Origin of the sequence: Rathayibacter sp. PhB152 (genome assembly GCF_003751395.1) — a bacterium.
Lineage (GTDB): Bacteria > Actinomycetota > Actinomycetes > Actinomycetales > Microbacteriaceae > Rathayibacter > Rathayibacter festucae.
On the sequence record NZ_RJUT01000002.1, the window covers coordinates 279,586 to 298,127 of the forward strand.

Here is an 18,542-nt window from a genome sequence, read left to right on the forward strand (position 1 = left end):
TTCTCGAGAGGTCGGCGTCGCCGAGCGGATCCTCGAATGCTCGCACGCGGGGGCGGGATCGGGCGTGCGGTCGGGACGCCGTGTCCCGGTCCAGCGCTCGTCGGCATGACGGAGGCACTCGCTCGCCCGTCGCCCCGATCTCGTGCCCTCACGACGGCGGCCCGGTCCGTGCGGGATGCGCACGACCGGGCCGTCGGAGCAGGGCCGACCGCCTCGGCGGAGCCCGCTGTCCGCTGCCGTCAGCGGCTGGACCAGACGACGTGGCCCTGGCCGTCGTACTCGACGAGGGCGCCGTCGTTCTGCATCACGAACCGGAACGGTCCGACCGCACCGGAGGCGGGACCGTTCGTCCAGACCACGGTGTCCTTCCAGTCGTCGATCGACGCGACGCCGTTCTCGGCGACGTGCAGCGCGTTGTCGATGCCGGAGGTCCCGCTCTGCCAGACAGTGCCCGTCGGACCGTGGACGACGAGGTCCCCGTTCGACTGCATCACCGCGAGGTACCGACCGTCGTCCGAGCGCAGCACGTCACCGGCCGAGAGGTAGTTCGGTGCGTACAGGACCGACCCCGGCAGCTGGGACTGGCTGTCCCACGCCAGGTCGCCCTCGTCGTCGACGAGCATCAGCACTCCGCTGTCGTCGAGCTGGACGGTGAGAGTGTCGTCGCTGGTGCCGGACGTCCACTTCACCGAGCCGTCGGCGCCGAGGACGACGGCGTCACCGTCGTTCTGCAGGACGAAGCGATTGCCCGCGCCGTGGGTGCCGGTGTGCCAGATCACGCCGGAGGGCCCGGAGCCGACGAGGTCCCCGTCGGTCTGCATGACCGCGCGGAACAGCCCGTTCTTCGAGGTCAGCTGGTCGCCCGGCGCGAGGCTGCCGCCGGTGCCGAGGGTGTCGTGCGGCGGTTCGGCGGTCGTCCCGGCGCCGGCGGACCAGGCGGGAGCGCGGCTCGCTGAGGATGCTGCTCCGACGGCGCTCTCGGCGAGGGCGGGTGTCGCGCCGAGGAGCAGGGTTCCCGCCGCGACGAGCGCGACGAGTCCGGAGGCGAGGGAGCGTGGATGTGAGGTGGACGTCATGGCAGTTCCTTACTCGAGAGATCGGCACCGCCGTCGACGAGGCGGCATCGCCGAACGGTCTTCCCTCTCACCGAAGCACTGCTGCTGGACTTCGATGCGTTCCGGCGCGGCGCGCAGGGTCGTTGTCGCGTCGTCCTGCTTCTGCGCTCTGAGGGGGAGTCGCGCAGGGCCGGACCGTGCGCGTGAGAACGCCGAGGGCCCGGCGCGTGCAGGGTGTGCACGAGCCGGGCCATCGGAGGGGGACGTCAGCGCGTCCGCCGACGCGTCGATCCCGGCGCGGTCAGCGGATGGACCAGATCGCGTGGCCCTGTCCGTCGTACTCGACGAGGTTGCCGTCGCTCTGCATGACCAGGCGGAACGGGCCGTCACCGCCGGCGGCGGGCTTCGCCGTCCAGGTGACGGCGCCGTTGTCGGCTACGACCTGCGCTCTCCCGTTCCGGAAGAACTGGAACGAGCTCTCGACACCGGAGGTGGCGGTCTGCCAGATCGCTCCCGTCGGGCCGTAGACGACGAAGTTGCCGTCACCCTGCATCACGGCACGATAGGCGCCGTCGTCCGAGCGCAGCCGGTCGTCGGTCTGGAGGTAGTTCGGGGCGTACAGAATCGATCCGGGCAGCGCAGACTGGCTGTCCCATACCAGGTCGTCGTCGGCATCGCGGATCTCCAGCACGCCGCTGTCGTCGAGCTGGACGGTGAGACCGTCCCCGCTGGTACCGGACGCCCACTTCACCGCGCCGTCGGCTCCGTAGACCACGGCGTTCCCGTCGTCCTGGATGACGAAGCGATTGCCGATGCCGCGAGTGCCGGTGCTCCAGATCGCTCCGGAGGGGCCGTAGCCGACGAGGTTGCCGTCGCGCTGCATGACCGCGTGGAAGAGCCCGTTCTCGGAGGTGAGCTGGTGGCCGTAGGTGAGGGTGCCGCCGGTGGCGAGGGTGTCGGTCGGCGGTTCGGCGATCTTCCCGGCGCTGGCGGACCAGGCCGGAGTGCCGTTCCGGCGGTAGAGGACGAGATCGCCGTCCTCCCCGAGCACGAGATTCGCGCCCGGTTCGCCGTCCGTTCCGGAGCTCCAGATCGGACGATCATCGCCCGAGAGGACCACGATGTTCCCGTCCTTCTGCAGTCCCAGATAGTTCACCTGGGTCGGGGAGGCGTTGCGGGTCCCTGTGCGGAACAGGATCCTGCCGTCGTTGGAGCGGAGGACGACGTCACCGTCCTCCTGCATGGCGAAGACGTAGCTTCCGGACGGGTCGGAGAGCACGGTTCGGTCCAGGTTCGGGCTTCCGCCCGGGTTCGTGCCGATGTAGTAGACCACTTCCCCGGCGAGAAGAGCGTTGTAGTAATCGCGGTCGGGGCCACCGGACGGGGCGGGCCACCGTTTGAAGGCCGGCGTGGTCGGACTCCAGTGCGTCGATGCAGACGCGTCAGCGGCGGCCTCCTGGGCCACAGCAGGTGTCGCACCCAGGAGTAGGACTCCGGCTGCGACGAGTGCGACGATCCCGGAGGCTCGGCGTCGTGGGTGGGTGGTGGATGTCATGGCAGTTCCTTCTCGAGAGATCGGCACCGCCGTTGACGAGGCGGCGTCGCCGAGCGGTCTTCCCTCTCACCGAAGCACTCGCGCTCGGACCCGTCACCCGTTGGCGTTCGGCACGTGCTCTCTGTCGCGCGGTCCGGTTCCCGGCTCTCCGGACGGCGCCGGCGGTCGGCACGCGATCTCCTCGCATGCTGCTCCGAGGGCACGACGACGGCCCGGCTCGTGCTGAGGGGCACGGGCCGGGCCGTCGAGTGGAAGCGTCAGCGCGACTGCGGTCGCCGGACCGCAGGAGCCGTCAGCGGCTGGACCAGACCGCGTGGTGGTGGGCGTCGTACTCGACGAGGTTGCCGTCGCCCTGCATGACGAAGTGGAACGGGGCGGCACCGGCGGCGGGTGTCGCCGTCCAGGTGACGGCGCCGTTGCCGGCCACGACCTGTGCCGTGCCGTCCTCCGAGAACTCGAACGAGCTCTCGACTCCGGAGGTGGCGGTCTGCCAGATCGCTCCGGTCGGGCCGTAGACGACGAAGTTGCCGTCGGCCTGCATCACGGCACGGTAGGCGCCGTCGTCGGAGCGGAGGTGGTCGTCGATCTCGAGGGTGTTGGGGGCGTACAGCTGAGCGCCGGGCAGTCCGGACTGGCTCGTCCACAGGACGGCGTCGTCCTCGTCGAGGACGTTCAGGACGCCGCTGTCGTCGAGGGCGATGGAGGTGGCCGGACCCTCGGTGTCGGCCGCCCACACGATCCCCCCGTCCGCGCCGATGATCACGGCGTAGCCGTCGTCGGAGACGAGGAGCTGGTTGTCGGTGCCGAAGGTGCCGGTGCTCCAGACGACGCCGTCCGGGCCGTAGCCGACGAGGTTGCCGTCGCGCTGCATGACGGCGCGGAACAGTCCGTTCGGTGACGTGAGCTGGTGGCCGCGGTACAGCACCTCGTCGTCGTAGAGAGTGCTGAACGGCGGCTCGGGGATCCTGCTGTTGTTGTCACTCGCCCAGGCCGGGGAGTCGTCCTCGCGGTAGAGGACGAGATTGCCGTCCGATTGCATCACGAGGTGGGCGTCCGGCTCGCTGTCCGTCCCGGTGCTCCAGAGCGCACGGCCGTCCGCGGAGTAGATGACGACGTTGCCGTCCTCCTGCATCACGAGGCGGTTGCTCCGCCCCGAGGTGGCCGTGCTGAAGAGGGCGTGGCCGACCTCGTCGTAGACGACGGCGTTCCCGTCGTCCTGCATCCGGAAGGTGTACCCGCCTCCCGACTGGCTCGAGGCGATGGACTGACCGGCGAGGAGCTGCTGGCCGGGGTTCAGTGCGTCGGGGGCCGACGCGCGGGCGGCGGCGGAGATGCTCGAGGACGCGGTGCTGAGACCGCCCTGAGCGAGGGCGGGTGTCGCGCTGAAGAGCAGGGCGCCGGTCGCGACCAGCGCGACGAGACCTGAGGCGAGCGGGCGGGGGGTGGTGTGTGCTGTCATCGCAGTTCCTTCTCGAGAGATGGGCGCCGTCGGGGTGAGGGCGGCATCACGAGCGGACTGCTTCGATCCTGGCGCGCGCGGGTGCGTACGACGAGGGATCGGCGCGCGGTGACCGGTCCTTGGCACGCCGTCCGTTCCGGCGCCTCGCGCGCGTCAGGGGAGGGGGCGGCGGAGGGCGTCCAGGCGCCGGCGCCAGGCATCGAGCCGGCCCGGCACCGCGGCGAGCGCCGGTCCGTCGACCCAGCCCGTGGCCAGGCGCAGGCCGTGCAGGGCGTTCGCCGTCCACACCTCGCGGCCGTCGAGGTCGACCGGCTCAGCCGGCGCCTCGATGACGTCGACGCCCAGTGCCCCCGCGAGCACGGAGACCGTGCGGGCTGTCACGCTCCGCACCCGGCGGCTGCTCGCGGGCGGGACGACCAGCGCGTCGCCGAGCCACCAGAGCACGGCGCTCGAGGCGCCGTCGATCACCGCGCCGTCGGCACCGAGGATCACGGCCTCGTCCGCACCAGCGGCGAGAGCACGGGAGCGCAGGAGCGCCAGCCGTGCGATGTCGGGTCCCTTGCGCTCCGGGGTGCGGCGCGGATCCACGGGGCTGGTCCAGAGGACGACGGTGCGGCCCCGCGGCGGGGCGGGGCGCAGCCGGAGGCGCAGACCCTCGGCGGTGAGTTCGACGCGCGGGAAGGAGTCGCCGGTGCGGGGGAGCGCCGCGATCGCGGCGTCGAGGAACGCCGCGGAGTCGTCGTGGTCTCCGCCGACGGGCCGCCCGGCGTCGCTGAGCGCGCCCAGGAACCGCTCCCGGTGCAGTTCGAGACCGCGCACGCGGCCCTCCGACACCAGCCAGGAGTCGGCCGCGAGGAGGGCGCCGGCCGGTTCGTCCACTGCGGGACCGAGCTCCCGCCCGTCCCACTTCCGCACCAGCTCGCCGTCCACGACGGCCTACGCTAGCCCAGTGGCCGCGCTCCCCGAGGTTTCCGCCGCCCGGCGGCAGCTGACCTGGGTCGATCCGGAGCGAGCATACCTCGGCTTGTTCGCCTCGGCGAACGCCTCCTTCTGGCTCGACTCCGGTCGCGACGCCGCCGAGGGCCTCTCCTTCCTCGGTTCCTCGGACGACGTGCTCACGGTCGGGCCCGGCGCGGACGTGTCGGCGGCGCTCGCCGCCGTGGAGACGGAGCGCACCGGCGACCGGGCGCTCGGGCGGTACGGCTGGATCGCCTACGAGGCGGGTGCGCCGTTCGTCGCCCTTCCGCCCGCCCCCGTCGACGCCGACGCCCCGCCCGCGCTCGCTCTGATCCGCGGCGACCCGGTGCTCGAGTTCGACCACGCCCGGCGGACCCTGCACCTCGTCTCCTCCCCGCAGAGGGAGCAGGAGGCGCGGCGGCTGGAGCGGGCGCTGACGGCGCTCGCCGAGACCGCTGCCGACGTCGGCGAGCCGCGTGACGCGGAGCCGTCCGGACCCGCCGAGTGGCGGCACGGTCCCGAGCGGTACCGAGCCCTGATCGCCCACTGCCAGGCCGCGATCCGCGCGGGTGACGCCTATCAGCTCTGCCTCACCAACGAGGTGGTGGTCGAGGGTGCGTTCGATCCGGTCGAGGCGTACCGGCGCCTGCGCCGCTCGAGCCCCAGTCACCACGGCGGACTGATCCGGGTCGGCGGGCTCGCTCTCGTCAGCGCCTCGCCCGAGCGCTTCCTCGACGTCACGGCCGACGGCCGCGTCGCCACGCATCCGATCAAGGGCACCCGGACGCGCAGCGCCGACCCCGTCGTCGACGCGGAGCTGCGGGCCGAGCTGCTCGCGAGCGTCAAGGAGCGCGCCGAGAACGTGATGATCGTCGATCTCGTGCGGAACGACCTGGCCCGCATCGCCGCCCCCGCCTCGGTGCAGGTGGACCGCCTCCTCGAGATCGAGACCTACCCGCACGTGCACCAGCTGGTGAGCGAGGTGTCGGCGCAGCTCGCGCCCGGTGTCGGACCGGCGGAGCTGCTCGCCGCGACCTTCCCCGCCGGATCGATGACGGGAGCGCCGAAGCGACGCGCGATCGAGCTCCTGCACGAGTGGGAGGCCGGGCCGCGCGGTCTCTACGCCGGCGCGTTCGGCCGCCTCGGCGGCGACGGCTCACTCGATCTCGCGATGACCATCCGCACCCTCGTGCTCGACGGCGTCCGCGCCAGGATCGGCACCGGCGGAGGCATCACCGCGCTCTCCGTCCCGGACGAGGAGGTGGAGGAGACCCGCCTCAAGGCCCGCGCACTGCTGGCCGCGCTCGGAGTCGACCCGCACGTCACGGCGGAGTCGTCGCCCGGTCGCTAGAGGCCAGTAGGGTTGTTGGTCGGACGCAGGCGCCCTCCGAGCGCGCGCCCACCCCCACCCTCACAGAAGTAGGACACACCTGTGGCAGAAGAGACCTCCCAGCAGACCGGCCCGACCGACGAGGAGCGCTACGACTTCCGCGCGCTCCAGGAGAAGTGGCTCCCGATCTGGGAGGAGACCCGGCCGTTCGCGACCGGCGACTCCACCGACAAGCGCCCGCGCAAGTACGTGCTGGACATGTTCCCGTACCCCTCCGGCGACCTGCACATGGGCCACGCGGAGGCGTACGCGCTGGGCGACGTCATCGCGCGCTACTGGCGCCAGCAGGGCTTCAATGTGCTGCACCCAATCGGCTGGGACAGCTTCGGCCTGCCCGCCGAGAACGCGGCGATCAAGCGCGGCCTCAACCCGGTCACCTGGACCTACGACAACATCGAGCAGCAGAAGCGCTCGATGAAGCGCTACGCCGCGTCCTTCGACTGGGACCGCGTGCTGCACACCTCCGACCCCGAGTACTACAAGTGGAACCAGTGGCTGTTCCTCAAGATGTACGAGAAGGGCCTCGCCTACCGCAAGGACAGCTGGGTCAACTGGGACCCGGTGGACCAGACCGTCCTCGCGAACGAGCAGGTCCTCGCCGACGGCACCTCGGAGCGCTCCGGCGCCGTCGTCGTGAAGAAGAAGCTCACGCAGTGGTACTTCAAGATCACCGACTACGCGGACCGCCTGCTCGACGACCTCAACCAGCTCGAGGGCTCCTGGCCGTCGAAGGTCATCGCCATGCAGCGCAACTGGATCGGCCGCTCGATCGGCGCCGATGTCGAGTTCGAGATCGAGGGCCGCGAGGAGCGGATCACGGTCTTCACGACGCGCCCCGACACCCTCTTCGGCGCGACCTTCATGGTCGTCGCGCCCGACTCCGACCTGGCCGCCGAGCTGGTCGAGGGCGCCGAGCCCGAGCTGCGGACCGCGTTCAAGAGCTACCTGGAGAAGGTGCAGAAGTCGAGCGAGATCGAGCGCCTCACCGTCGACCGCCCGAAGACCGGCGTCTTCCTCGGCCGCTACGCGATCAACCCCGTCAACGGCGAGCGCCTGCCGATCTGGTCGGCCGACTACGTGCTGTCCGACTACGGTCACGGCGCGGTCATGGCCGTGCCCGCGCACGACCAGCGCGACCTCGACTTCGCCCGCGCCTTCGACCTGCCGGTGCGGGTCGTCGTCGACACGACCGCCTCGGTCACCGGCGCGATCCCGGTCATCCCGAAGGACCCGGAGGAGCTGGCCGCGCTCGAGAAGGAGTACTCGCTCGACCCGGCGACCACCGGCGAGGCGCTGACCGGCGACGGCCGCCTGATCAACTCCGGCCCGCTCGACGGACTGTCGAAGCGCACTGCCATCGAGCGCGTCATCAAGCTGCTGGAGGAGCGCGGCCGCGGCCGCTCGGCGAAGAACTACCGCCTGCGCGACTGGCTGATCTCGCGCCAGCGCTACTGGGGCACGCCGATCCCGATCATCCACGGCGAGAACGGCGAGCTGATCCCGGTCCCCGAGGACCAGCTGCCCGTGCGCCTGCCCTCGACCGACGGCCTGGACCTGCAGCCGAAGGGCTCCTCGCCGCTCGGTGCCGCGGAGGACTGGGTGAGCGTCGCCAACCCGAACGACGGCAGCCCCGCGCGCCGCGACCCGGACACGATGGACACCTTCGTCGACTCCTCGTGGTACTTCCTCCGCTTCCTCTCGCCGAAGGACGACACCCAGGCGTTCGACCCGAAGCTCGCCGAGAAGTGGGCGCCCGTCGACCAGTACGTCGGCGGCGTGACGCACGCGATCCTGCACCTGCTCTACGCGCGCTTCATCACCAAGGTGCTCTTCGACCTGGGGTACGTCTCCTTCACCGAGCCGTTCACGGCGCTGCTCAACCAGGGCATGGTGCAGATGGACGGCGCCGCGATGTCGAAGTCGAAGGGCAACATCGTCCGCCTGTCGGACCAGCTGGACGAGTTCGGCGTCGACGCCGTGCGCCTGACGATGGCGTTCGCCGGCCCGCCCGAGGACGACATCGACTGGGCCGACGTCTCGCCGTCGGGCAGCGCGAAGTTCCTCGCCCGCGCCTGGCGCCTGGCGAAGGACGTCACGACGAAGCCCGATGTGGAGTGGAAGAACGGCGACGCGGCGCTGCGCCGGCAGACGCACCGCTTCCTCGCCGAGTCGCCCTCGCTGATCGAGGCGTTCAAGTTCAACGTCGTCGTCGCGCGCCTGATGGAGCTGGTCAACGCCACCCGCAAGGTCATCGACTCCGGCGCCGGCGCGGGCGACCCCGCCGTCCGCGAGGCGACCGAGGTCGTCGCGATGGCACTCAACCTGTTCGCGCCGTACACGGCCGAGGACATGTGGAACCGTCTCGGCTACGAGGGCTCGGTCGCGCACGCGCTCTGGCGCAAGGCCGACCCGACGCTCCTGGTCGAGGAGAAGGTCACGGCGATCCTGCAGGTCGACGGCAAGGTCCGCGACCGCATCGAGGTCTCGCCGAAGATCTCCTCGGACGAGCTCGAGCAGAAGGCGCGGGCGGCCACCGGTGTCGCGCGGGCGCTGCAGGGACGCGAGGTCGTCACGGCCGTCGTCCGGGCGCCGCGCCTGGTGAACCTGGTGACGAAGCCGGCCTAGGCCGTCCCGAGCGCCGGCTCACCTCGAAGGGGCTCCTCCACCGCGGAGGGGCCCCTTCGGCGTTCCCGCCTCCGACGCGCTGTCAGGCGGGCGGCACCGCGCCGTTGCGGATGTGCTGGTAGACGACCGAGGTGCGGACGTCGGCGACCTCGCGGCGCTCGGTGAGGCGGTCGATGACGAAGGCGTAGAGGTCGTCGTTGTCGCGGACGGCGACGTGGATGATGAAGTCCTCGTTGCCGGCGGTGACGAAGACGCCGAGGGTCTGCTCGAGGCCGCTGACCCAGTCGCGGAACGACTCGATCACCTCGCGCGACGGCGGTCGGATGCGCACGGCGATCAGCGCTTGGACGCCGCGGCCGATCGCGGCGAGGTCGACGTCGAGGGTGGTGCCTCGGATGACGCCGCGGGTGCGCAGTCGCCGCATGCGATCGAGGGAGGTCGTGGGGGAGACCCCGACCGCGGTGGCGACGTCGCGATTCGACATCCGCGCATCCGACTGGAGGAGGCGGAGGATGGCGATGTCGAGTGCGTCGAGGACCACTCCGTCGTGGTTCTGCTGGTCGTTCATACGGACATCCTGCGGCACGCTCGCGCATCCGCCTATCGTGAGCGCGGTCGGTCGGAAGGATCGACCAGAGAGGGACGACGATGAGCACTGCACCTGTCGGCTACGCCGAGGACGAGATCGACACCGCGGCGCCGACCCGATCGGCGCGGCTGAAGTGGGTGGTCGTGGTCGACGAGGCGCTGCCGATCGGGCGCGCGGTGAACGCCGCCGTCTGCGTCGCCGCGGCGACCGGTGTGCAGGTACCCGGACTGCTCGGTCCTGCTGCGCAGGACGCCTCGGGCTCCGAGCACCCGGGGCTGCCGTGGGCGGGCTGCACCGTGCTCGCCGCCGACGCGGCCACGCTGCGGATGATCCGGGCGAAGGCGGAGGCGCACGAGGGGACGTTCGTCGCCGACATGCCGGCCGCCGCGCAGGACACCCGCGTGTACGACGAGTACCGCGAGGTGCTCGGGGCGACCGGGCCGGAGCTCGTCGAGTACCTGGCGGTCGGTCTGATCGGGCCGAGGAACCGGATCGACAAGATCGTCGGGCGGCTGCGACTGCTCTGAGCGGTCGGGGGGTGTGTCCTCCACAGGACGGGATCTCGGGCTTCGTCCACTGATCCGCAGGAGTCGCTGATCGCCCGAACCGGGCCGCCCTAGCGTCGTCGGATGCAGCAGACGAGCCAGGCCGACGACCCCGCGGGGCTGCTGCGCCGTCCGCGGCGAGCGCGCTCGCGCTGGCGGATCGGGGTCGGCGCGGCGATGGTGCTGGTGATCGCGGCGGCGGTCGTCGCGGTGCTTCTCGCCGGGACGCGGGCGAGCGGCCGGACGGAGGTGCTCGCGCCGGCCGGTGATGTCACTGCTGCGGCGGGTCCGTCCGGAGCGCCCTCGTCCGCCGGAGGGAACGCGACGCCTGAGCCGAGCAGCAGCGCCGGTGAGGTGCTCTACGTGCACGTCGCCGGGGCGGTCGCCGCGCCCGGCCTGTATCTGCTCGATCCCGGTGCGCGGGTGGCCGATGCGCTCGCGGCGGCGGGCGGCTTCACGGAGCCGGCCGAGCGGGCCGCCGTGAACCTCGCGCGCAGACTCGTGGACGGTGAGCAGATCCTCGTCCCCGAGCGGGGCGCGGCAGTCGTGCCGGGCGGCACGGGTCCGGCCGCAGCTGCGGGCACCACCGGCGGCATCGTCCGCCTGAGCACGGCCACGGCCGCGCAACTGGAGGAGCTGCCCGAGATCGGCCCTGCGACGGCGGCGAAGATCGTCGCCTACCGCGAGGAGCACGGGCCGTTCACCTCCGTGGACCAGCTGCTGGAGGTGCCCGGCGTCGGCGAGAAGACGCTCGAGGCGTTCCGCGAGCAGGTGGCGCCGTGATCCGCGCGCAGGACCTGCGGCTGCTGCCGCTCGCACTCTCTGCCTGGGCGGCGGCCGCGGCGACCGGGCTGCTGCCGGTCACGGCCGTTCTCGGGGGCGGGGTGCTGCTCTGCACGGTCGCGTGGTCAGCGTGCCTCGTCGCCGCTCTGGCTCTCGGACTGCTCCGTCGGCGGCGCGGTGCCGTCGTCCTGGCCGGGATCGCGGTGGCGCTCGGGGGAGCGGCGCTGGCCGTCACCTCCGTCGTCGTGACGGCTCCCGAGCGGCATCCTCCTGAGCTGCGGGCAGCCGCGGAGTCCCGAGCGGCTCAGGCCGTGCTCGTCCGGGTCGAGACGTCCGCACGTCCGCTCGTCACCGGCGGAGTGTGGTTCGACGGCACCGCACTGCAGCTGGAGGATCAGCCGATGTCCGCGCCGGTCCGGGTGTTCCTCGCCGAGCCCGGAGGGCGGCTGCCGGTCGGCTCCGAAGTGGTGCTGCGGGCCAGAACCGAGGAGCCGGGCGTCGTCGGCGAGAGCACGCTCCTGACGGCGAGCGCCGTGCTCGAGCGGCGCCCGCCCGTGGGGGTGGCGGCGGTCGCGGAGGTGCTGCGCTCGGCCTTCCTCGCCAGGACCGCGGTGCTCGAGGGAGACGTGGCGGGCCTGCTGCCCGGCCTCGCGACCGGGGACACCTCCGCCCTCCCGTCCGATCTGGAGGACGACATGCGGACCGCCTCCCTCACCCACCTCACCGCGGTGTCCGGAGCGAACTGCGCGGTCGTGGTCGCGGCCGGCTGGCTCATCGCCGCGCTGCTCGGCGCGGGCCGTCGCCTGCGGACCGCGTCGGCTCTGGCACTCCTCGGCGCCTTCGTCGTGCTCGTCACTCCCGAGCCCAGCGTCGTCCGCGCGGCGGTGATGGCGAGCGTCGTGCTGCTCGCGCGACTGGGGCGGCGCTCGGGCGCGGCGGTCCCGGCGCTGCTGGCGAGTGTCGTCCTGCTGATGCTCATCGATCCCGCGATCGCGGGACGGCTCGGCTTCGTGCTGTCCGTGCTGGCGACGGGCGGGCTGCTGCTCGCGGCGGAGCCGATCGCGGACCGGCTCGGCGACGTGCTGCCGCGTCCGCTCGCGGTGGTGGTCGCGGTCCCGCTGGCGGCCCAGCTGGCCTGTCAGCCCGCGGTCCTGCTGATCGACCCGTCGATCCCGGTCTACGGGGTGCTGGCGAACCTGCTCGCCGAGCCGGCGGCCCCGGTGGCCACCGGACTCGGGCTGATCGGCTGCCTCCTGGCGCCGTGGTGGCCGGGCGGCGCCGACGTCGCGATCCGTCTCGCGGCCGTGCCGGCCTGGTGGATCGCCTCGATCGCGCGCGCCGTCGCCACCTGGCCGTCTCCGCGGATCGCCTGGCTGCCCGGGCTCGGCGGGATGCTGGCGCTCACGGTACTGACCGTGCTCGCCCTGCTGCTCGTCACCCGTTCGCGTCGCCTCACGCGGGCGCGACAGGTCGCGGCGACCGTGCTCGCCGGGGCGCTGGTCGTCGGGGGAGCGTCGAGCGTGGCGACGCCGCTGCTGCGCTCCGGAGCCGTCCCCTCGGACTGGCGGGTGGCGATGTGCGACATCGGGCAGGGCGACGCGGTGCTGGTCCGCGGCGACGCCGGCGTGGTCCTCGTCGACACCGGCCCGTTGCCGGAGCGGCTCGACGCGTGCCTCGACCTGCTCGGCATCGACCGCCTCGCACTGCTGCTGCTCACCCACTACGACCTCGACCACGTCGGCGGCCTGGCGGCCGTGGTCGGTCGCGTCGACGAGGCGCTCGTCGGCCCGGTGGCGGACGAGGGCGACACCCGCGATCGCGCCGACCTCGTGTGCGGCGGGGCAGCGGTGCGCGAGGCGGCGCGCGGCGACAGCGGCTCGGTCGGCTCGCTGCGCTGGCGGGTCGTCTGGCCGGAGCGGGGGACCACCCTCCGCGGCAACGAGGCGAGCGTGACCCTGCGGATCGACATCGCCGCGGACGAGACCGGCGGCCCGCTCTCTCTGGCCATGCTCGGCGACCTCGGCGCCGAGGAGCAGGGGCGGCTCGCGCGCCTGGATCCGGGGCGCGTCGACGTCGTGAAAGTGGCGCACCACGGCTCCGCCGACCAGTCGCCGGCCCTCTACGACGCACTCGGTGCCCGCATCGGACTCGTCTCGGTCGGCGCGGACAACACCTACGGCCATCCGACGCCGTCGCTGCTCGCGCTGCTGGCCGAGCGCGGGACCCGCGCCCTGCGGACGGACCTGGAGGGAACGGTGCTGCTTTCTTCGCGACCCGAGGGGGTCGTCGTCTGGACGAGCGGAGCCGCCGCGCCGGTGGCCGCTTCGAACGAGCACGGCCGTGGAGTCGTGGCTGCGCTCAGCCGAGGGGCGCGGGTCGCCGACGAGGAAGGTGCCGGCGGACCCCCATCGGCGGGTATCCCGCGACGGAGCGGACAGCCTGGCGCCGCGGGTCGGTCCCGGACGTCGCCGACTGCTTGGATACGGGATCGACCTGGCGTGACGAGGAGAAGGAGCCGGCGTGACTCGGAAGGAACGACCCGAACTCCGGAAGGATCAACCGGGCGTCTCGATCCCTCTGGTCATGTTCGCCCACGTGGCACTCCTCCTGTTCCTGGCCGCGGTGCCGCACCAGCCGCCGTGGTGGATCGTCCTCTCCGCGGTCGCGCTGGTCGGAACGGGGATCGGCGCCTTCTCCGACTCCCGCAGATATCGACGGAAGTACCTGGAGAAGCAGCGACGGCGCGGTCCGTCCTGACGGCACGACCTCTCCTCGCTTCTCCAGCGAGTGTCTCCGGACTCGTAGAATCGAGGGTCACGGAAGGACGACGGCATGGCAGGCAGAGCCCCGGCGCGCGGCAAGGCGGCCCCCTCGAAGGCGGCGATCCCGCAGCTCGCGTGGAACCAGACGCGACCCGCTCCGATCGTGCTGATCACCGGTCCCGAGCAGTTCCTCGCTGACCGGGCACTGCGGTTCCTCCGCGAGTTCCTGCGCGCCGAGGACCCGAGTCTCGAGGTCAACGACATCGACGCCGGCGGCTACGCGCCGGGGGAGCTGCTGACGCTGGCGAGCCCGTCGCTGTTCGACGAGCCGCGGCTGCTGCGTGTCTCCAACGTCGAGAAGTGCTCCGACGCGTTCCTCGTCGAGATGATCGAGTACCTCTCCCAGCCCGCGGACGGCGCGACCGTCGTGCTCCGGCACGGCGGTGGCAACCGCGGCAAGAAGCTGCTCGACGCGATCCGCTCGGGCACCGGCGGCGGCATCGAGATCGTCTGCGCGGAGCTCAAGCGGGAGAGCGACAAGGTCGACTTCGCGATCGCGGAGTTCCGCACGGCCGGGCGCACGGCGACCACCGGTGCGGTGCGGGCGCTGGTGTCGGCGTTCTCCGACGACCTGGACGAGCTCGCCTCGGCCTGCCAGCAGCTCGTCTCCGACGTCACCGGTGACATCACCGAGGCGACGGTCGCGAAGTACTACGGCGGTCGGGTCGAGACCACCGCGTTCACGGTCGCCGATGCCGCGATCGCCGGCCGGCACGGGGAGGCGCTCCTGGGGCTCCGGCACGCGCTCGCGTCGGGTGCGGATCCGGTGCCGATCGTCGCGGCGTTCGCGAGCAAGCTGCGCACGATGGCGAAGGTCGCCGGGTCCCGCGAGGGGTCCGGTCAGATCGCCTCGCGGCTGGGCCTCGCGCCGTGGCAGGTGGACCGCGCTCGCCGCGATCTGGCGGGCTGGACCGGTGACGGCCTGGGGACCGCGATCCTGACCGTCGCGGAGGCCGACGCGAACGTCAAGGGTGCGACGCGCGACCCGGTCTTCGCGCTGGAGCGCATGGTGTCGGTCATCTCGGCGCGCGGGGTCTGACGCTCGGCGCTTCGCCTGCCGGGGGCGGTGGTCTCGATACGCCCCTGCGGGGCTACTCGACCAGCGTGCATGAGCCCGCCACCCGGGGGCTCCTCCGACCAGCCCGCATGTGCCGGGCCCGCCGTGCAGAATCATGCTGATCGAGCAGCCCGCGGAGCGGGCGTATCGAGATCCGACCCGTCAGCACCCGGGTCTCAGGGCACGTAGGTCTGCCGGTTCTCCGGGTCGAAGTGGAAGACGGCTCCGCCGAAGAGCAGCTGCGCGCCGCCGAGCCCGATGACCGACGCGACGATCACCGCAGTGCCGGCGAAGACGAGCGCCGATCCCGGGTGGGCCCTCTGCGCGAGGACGAGGAGCACGATCAGCCCGACGACGTGCGCGACGGCGACCGGTACTCCTCCGACGGCCTCCCCGAAGCCCGCCATCGTCGTCCCCGCGGCGAGGGCCTTGCCCTGCTCCGACTGCGCCTCGGCCATCGCGAAGCCGAACCAGCACCAGGAGAAGAGCGCGGCGGGGACGCCGAGGCAGGCCATGGTCCAGAAGCCGATCCGCGCCCGGTGTCCGGAGGTCCGCTGTCGGGCGGGAGAGGTCGTGGCGTCGAGCGGTGCGGCCACCGTCAGCCTGCCTCGATCAACCGGGTGAGTCGATCCGCGGCGGAGGAGATCGTCGAGACGGCGACGAGCGTGACGACGGAGGCGACGCCCCAGAACCAGGTGCGGCCGGGAGCGTGCGCGCGACGGCGGTCGAAGGCGAGCCACCAGGCCGCGACGACGGAGACGAGCGCGGCGATCACCGAGCCGAGGGCCATCCTGACCCAGTCCGCGGCTTCCGGCTCCGTCCAGGAGTTCGTCCCGACCACGATCGCGGTCGGCACGACGATCATCCCGAGCAGTCCGAGGAAGATCGCCCTGTCCTGGCTCAGCGGCCTCGCCGTCTCCGTGCTGGTCATGATCCCCCGATCGCGCGCGGGCAGCTCCCTGCGGGAGTCCTCCGTCACGGCGACGCTACCGGACGCCCTTGCGGTGGTGGGTCTCGATACGCCCCTGCGGGGCTACTCGACCAGCATGTGGTCGCCCGCGGGGCCACTCGACCAGCATGTGGTCGCCTGTGGGGCGACTCGACCAGCATGAGGTCGTGCGGGCTCGCGCTGCGCGGTGTTCTGGCGAGCCGGCGCCGGTGGTGCTGGAGCCGCGGTCTCGCAGGCGAACAGGCGATTCGCGTGCCAGCGAATCGTCGTAGCCGGATCGCGACCCGCTCCTCCCAGCGCGACCACGCCGGGAAGCCGACCGCGCGACGGACGACGAGGAACGAGGAGTCCGTCGACGGCGAGCGGAAACGACGAAGGGCCCGGCCAGAGGCCGGACCCTTCGTCGTTGCAGCGAGACGCAGCCTTACAGCGCGGCGACCTGCTTCGCGATGGCCGACTTGCGGTTCGCGGCCTGGTTCTTGTGGATGACGCCCTTGCTCGAGGCCTTGTCGAGCTTCTTGGCGGCGAAGGCGAGCGCGGTGGCGGCCTTCTCGGTGTCGCCGGCGGCGATGGCGGAGTGCACCGCGCGGACGGCGGTCTTCAGCTCGCTCTTGACGGCCTTGTTGCGCTCGTTCGCCTTCTTGTTGGTGAGGTTGCGCTTGATCTGCGACTTGATGTTTGCCACGTCTATTACCTTCTTCTCGGATGTGTGTGCAGCCGGCTACTCGACGGAGTGCCCCTTCCGGTGGCGTGGAAACGCCATCCCGGTGCGACTGGAGGTCGCCGGCTTCTGAATCACTCCACACACGCCAATGGTGGAGCGCAAGCCAACAAGGAACTTTAGCGCACCCGCCGCCACCCTTCAACCGCGCCGCGCCCGCCGCCCGCGCCCCGTCCCCTCTCGCGAGATGCCACTTGTGCACGCGACACGCCGCGCGAGGCGTACGCAAGTGGCATCTCGCGGGAGTAGCCCGCCAGTAGCCTGACCAGCGATGCCCCGACTCGCCGATCACATCCCCGCCGTTCCGCCCTCGGGCATCCGCCGGCTGTTCGAGATCGCCCTCCGCCTGGACGGCGTGACGCTGCTCGCCGTGGGGGAGCCCGACGTCGCCGTCGCGCCGCACATCATCGAGGCGGCCCGCGCCGCCTGGGCCGCGGACGACACCGGCTACGGCCCGAACGGCGGCCTGGTGGAGCTCCGGCGCGCGATCGTCGCCAAGCTCGCCCGCGACAACGGGTTCCGCGCCGACGTCGAGCAGGTCTGGGTCACGGTCGGCGCCACGCAGGCGCTCTACCAGGCGATGACGCTGACGCTCGGCCCGGGCGACGAGGTGCTCCTGCCCGACCCCGGCTACACCACCTTCACGATGAACGCGCGGATGATCGGCGCCGTCCCGGTGCCCTACACGCTGCGCGCCGAGAACGGCTTCCTCCCCGATCTCGACGAGCTCGAGCGGATCGTCACCGACCGCACCCGCGCGATCATCGTGAACAGCCCGTCGAACCCGCTCGGCATCGTCCTGCCGCGGCCGATGCTCGAGCGGCTGCTGGACTTCGCGCGCCGCCACGACCTCTGGATCATCAGCGACGAGGTCTACGAGTGCTTCACCTACGGCCGCCCGCACGTCAGCCTCGCCGCGCTCGCGCAGGAGGCCGGCCACGACGACGACCGCGTCTTCAGCGTCTTCTCGCTCTCGAAGACCTACGCGATGACCGGCGTCCGCGTCGGCTACCTGGTCACCCCGCCCGGCCTGACCTCGACGATGGTCACCGTCCAGGAGGCGTCGATCAGCTGCGTCGCGACGCCCGACCAGCGCGCGGCCCTCGCGGCGCTGACCGGGCCGCAGGACGCGGTCGCCGACGCCTCCGCGCACTACCTCGCCAACCTGCGGCTCGCGACGGCGCTGCTCGACGAGCGCGGCATCCGCTTCCGCGAGCCGGAGGGCGCCTTCTACCTCTGGATCGACGTCTCGCACGCGAGCGACGGCGACGTCGCCTCCTGGGCCGAGGCCTTCCTGCTCGAGACCCTCGTCGCCGTCGCGCCGGGCAGCGCCTTCGGGCGCACCGGTGAGGGCTGGATCCGCGTCTGCCTCGCGGCCGACCCCGCCGACCTCGAGCACGGGCTGCGCGCCCTGCCGGCCCCGACCGCGGCGGCGAGCGCATGAGCGCCGACGACGTCCTGGTCCGCCGGGTGCGCCCGGAGGAGTACGCCGAGGTCTCCCGCCTGCGCCTGGCCGCCTACGCGCACGACTACGAGCTGGGGGAGGAGTACGCGGCCGACGTCGCCGACGTCGCCCGGCACGACCGCGAGGGCGAGGTCTGGGTCGCGGAGGAGCACGGCGCGATCCTCGCGACCGTCACCACCGCGGCTCCCGGCGCCACCCTGTACTCCCTCGGCCGCCCGGGCGAGCTCGACTGGCGGCTGCTCGCCGTCGCCCCGGAGGCGCGCGGCCGCGGTCTGGGCCGGCTGCTCACCGAGTTCGTGGTGATGCTCGCCGTCGAGCGGGGACTCCAGCGCGTGGTCATGAACAGCGGCACCGACATGCTCGCCGCGCACGCCCTCTACGAGAGCATGGGCTTCGTGCGGCTCCCCGAGCGCGAGAATCCGCCCGGGATCGAGCCCACGCGCACCTACGGACTCGACCTCTAGAGAGGACTGCCCGCAGAACATCAGCGGAGAGCCGCGCTCGTCGCCGATCGGCGACGAGTCCCCTCCACAGCTGGCGTTCTGCCCCGCATCCGGCCGGTCCCGGCCC

General features: G+C 72.3%; 16 protein-coding genes. 8 read left to right on the top strand and 8 right to left on the bottom strand.

Annotation, left to right across the window (positions count from 1 at the left end; translation table 11 throughout):
• Window positions 1-239: 239 nt before the first annotated feature.
• The 4 genes from EDF36_RS04715 to EDF36_RS21725 form a co-directional block, all read right to left on the bottom strand.
• Complete coding sequence (locus EDF36_RS04715; protein ID WP_123703069.1) at window positions 240-1,076, bottom strand: hypothetical protein; 837 nt, start codon at window positions 1,074-1,076, stop codon at window positions 240-242.
• A gap of 280 nt (window positions 1,077-1,356) precedes the next feature.
• Window positions 1,357-2,610: a hypothetical protein gene (locus tag EDF36_RS04720; RefSeq protein ID WP_123732093.1), complete on the bottom strand. Its 1,254-nt coding sequence runs from the start codon at window positions 2,608-2,610 to the stop codon at window positions 1,357-1,359.
• A gap of 292 nt (window positions 2,611-2,902) precedes the next feature.
• Complete coding sequence (locus EDF36_RS04725; RefSeq protein ID WP_123732094.1) at window positions 2,903-4,069, bottom strand: hypothetical protein; 1,167 nt, start codon at window positions 4,067-4,069, stop codon at window positions 2,903-2,905.
• A 153-nt stretch (window positions 4,070-4,222) separates the two neighbouring features.
• Window positions 4,223-4,999: an aminotransferase class IV gene (locus EDF36_RS21725; RefSeq protein WP_123732424.1), complete on the bottom strand. Its 777-nt coding sequence runs from the start codon at window positions 4,997-4,999 to the stop codon at window positions 4,223-4,225.
• Between the two features lie 19 nt (window positions 5,000-5,018).
• Between EDF36_RS21725 and EDF36_RS04735 the strand changes: the two genes are divergently transcribed.
• Window positions 5,019-6,377, top strand: coding sequence for an anthranilate synthase component I family protein (locus tag EDF36_RS04735; protein WP_260300529.1), 1,359 nt, complete (start codon window positions 5,019-5,021; stop codon window positions 6,375-6,377).
• 81 nt (window positions 6,378-6,458) lie between these two features.
• Window positions 6,459-9,041 carry a leucine--tRNA ligase gene (gene leuS / locus EDF36_RS04740; protein ID WP_123732096.1) on the top strand — a complete coding sequence of 861 codons (2,583 nt, stop codon included), beginning with the start codon at window positions 6,459-6,461 and terminating at the stop codon, window positions 9,039-9,041.
• An 82-nt stretch (window positions 9,042-9,123) separates the two neighbouring features.
• Here leuS and EDF36_RS04745 read toward each other — a convergent pair whose 3' ends face one another.
• Window positions 9,124-9,609: an Lrp/AsnC family transcriptional regulator gene (locus EDF36_RS04745; RefSeq protein ID WP_123732097.1), complete on the bottom strand. Its 486-nt coding sequence runs from the start codon at window positions 9,607-9,609 to the stop codon at window positions 9,124-9,126.
• 80 nt (window positions 9,610-9,689) lie between these two features.
• On the opposite strand from EDF36_RS04745, the gene EDF36_RS04750 reads away from it, so the two are divergent.
• The 4 genes from EDF36_RS04750 (at window position 9,690) to holA (ending at window position 14,819) form a co-directional block, all read left to right on the top strand.
• The gene (locus EDF36_RS04750) at window positions 9,690-10,157 is read left to right on the top strand and encodes a DUF2000 domain-containing protein (RefSeq protein ID WP_123703081.1); all 468 of its coding nucleotides are present in this window, start codon (window positions 9,690-9,692) and stop codon (window positions 10,155-10,157) included.
• 102 nt (window positions 10,158-10,259) lie between these two features.
• Complete coding sequence (locus tag EDF36_RS04755) at window positions 10,260-10,958, top strand: ComEA family DNA-binding protein (protein WP_123703082.1); 699 nt, start codon at window positions 10,260-10,262, stop codon at window positions 10,956-10,958.
• Window positions 10,955-13,918, top strand: a complete 2,964-nt coding sequence (locus tag EDF36_RS04760; RefSeq protein WP_123732098.1) for a ComEC/Rec2 family competence protein — start codon at window positions 10,955-10,957, stop codon at window positions 13,916-13,918. Before EDF36_RS04755 ends, EDF36_RS04760 begins: the two co-directional genes overlap by 4 nt.
• Window positions 13,842-14,819, top strand: coding sequence for a DNA polymerase III subunit delta (gene holA / locus EDF36_RS21730; protein WP_260300559.1), 978 nt, complete (start codon window positions 13,842-13,844; stop codon window positions 14,817-14,819). Before EDF36_RS04760 ends, holA begins: the two co-directional genes overlap by 77 nt.
• A 194-nt stretch (window positions 14,820-15,013) precedes the next feature.
• Here the strand turns inward: holA and EDF36_RS04770 are convergent, their stop codons facing one another.
• The 3 genes from EDF36_RS04770 to rpsT form a co-directional block, all read right to left on the bottom strand.
• The gene (locus EDF36_RS04770) at window positions 15,014-15,433 is read right to left on the bottom strand and encodes a hypothetical protein (protein WP_260300530.1); all 420 of its coding nucleotides are present in this window, start codon (window positions 15,431-15,433) and stop codon (window positions 15,014-15,016) included.
• A 2-nt stretch (window positions 15,434-15,435) separates the two neighbouring features.
• A complete protein-coding gene (locus tag EDF36_RS04775) occupies window positions 15,436-15,768 on the bottom strand; it encodes a hypothetical protein (protein WP_148059969.1) in 333 nt (110 codons plus the stop codon).
• A 442-nt stretch (window positions 15,769-16,210) separates the two neighbouring features.
• On the bottom strand, window positions 16,211-16,471 hold the full coding sequence (gene rpsT / locus EDF36_RS04780) for a 30S ribosomal protein S20 (protein WP_123445612.1): 261 nt from the start codon (window positions 16,469-16,471) through the stop codon (window positions 16,211-16,213).
• A gap of 307 nt (window positions 16,472-16,778) precedes the next feature.
• Between rpsT and EDF36_RS04785 the strand changes: the two genes are divergently transcribed.
• Both EDF36_RS04785 and EDF36_RS04790 read left to right on the top strand, forming a co-directional pair.
• A complete protein-coding gene (locus tag EDF36_RS04785; RefSeq protein WP_123732101.1) occupies window positions 16,779-17,951 on the top strand; it encodes a pyridoxal phosphate-dependent aminotransferase in 1,173 nt (390 codons plus the stop codon).
• The gene (locus EDF36_RS04790; protein WP_123732102.1) at window positions 17,948-18,436 is read left to right on the top strand and encodes a GNAT family N-acetyltransferase; all 489 of its coding nucleotides are present in this window, start codon (window positions 17,948-17,950) and stop codon (window positions 18,434-18,436) included. The genes EDF36_RS04785 and EDF36_RS04790 overlap by 4 nt, the downstream gene beginning before the upstream one ends.
• Window positions 18,437-18,542 lie beyond the last annotated feature (106 nt).

Coding starts and splice junctions, on each gene's coding strand:
- EDF36_RS04755 (WP_123703082.1), top strand. CDS start 10,260: ATGCAGCAGACGAGCCAGGCCGACGACCCCGCGGGGCTGCTGCGCCGT.
- EDF36_RS04720 (WP_123732093.1), bottom strand. CDS start 2,610: ATGACATCCACCACCCACCCACGACGCCGAGCCTCCGGGATCGTCGCA.
- EDF36_RS04725 (WP_123732094.1), bottom strand. CDS start 4,069: ATGACAGCACACACCACCCCCCGCCCGCTCGCCTCAGGTCTCGTCGCG.
- EDF36_RS04775 (WP_148059969.1), bottom strand. CDS start 15,768: ATGACCAGCACGGAGACGGCGAGGCCGCTGAGCCAGGACAGGGCGATC.
- EDF36_RS04790 (WP_123732102.1), top strand. CDS start 17,948: ATGAGCGCCGACGACGTCCTGGTCCGCCGGGTGCGCCCGGAGGAGTAC.
- EDF36_RS04750 (WP_123703081.1), top strand. CDS start 9,690: ATGAGCACTGCACCTGTCGGCTACGCCGAGGACGAGATCGACACCGCG.
- EDF36_RS04785 (WP_123732101.1), top strand. CDS start 16,779: ATGCCCCGACTCGCCGATCACATCCCCGCCGTTCCGCCCTCGGGCATC.
- EDF36_RS04745 (WP_123732097.1), bottom strand. CDS start 9,609: ATGAACGACCAGCAGAACCACGACGGAGTGGTCCTCGACGCACTCGAC.
- EDF36_RS04715 (WP_123703069.1), bottom strand. CDS start 1,076: ATGACGTCCACCTCACATCCACGCTCCCTCGCCTCCGGACTCGTCGCG.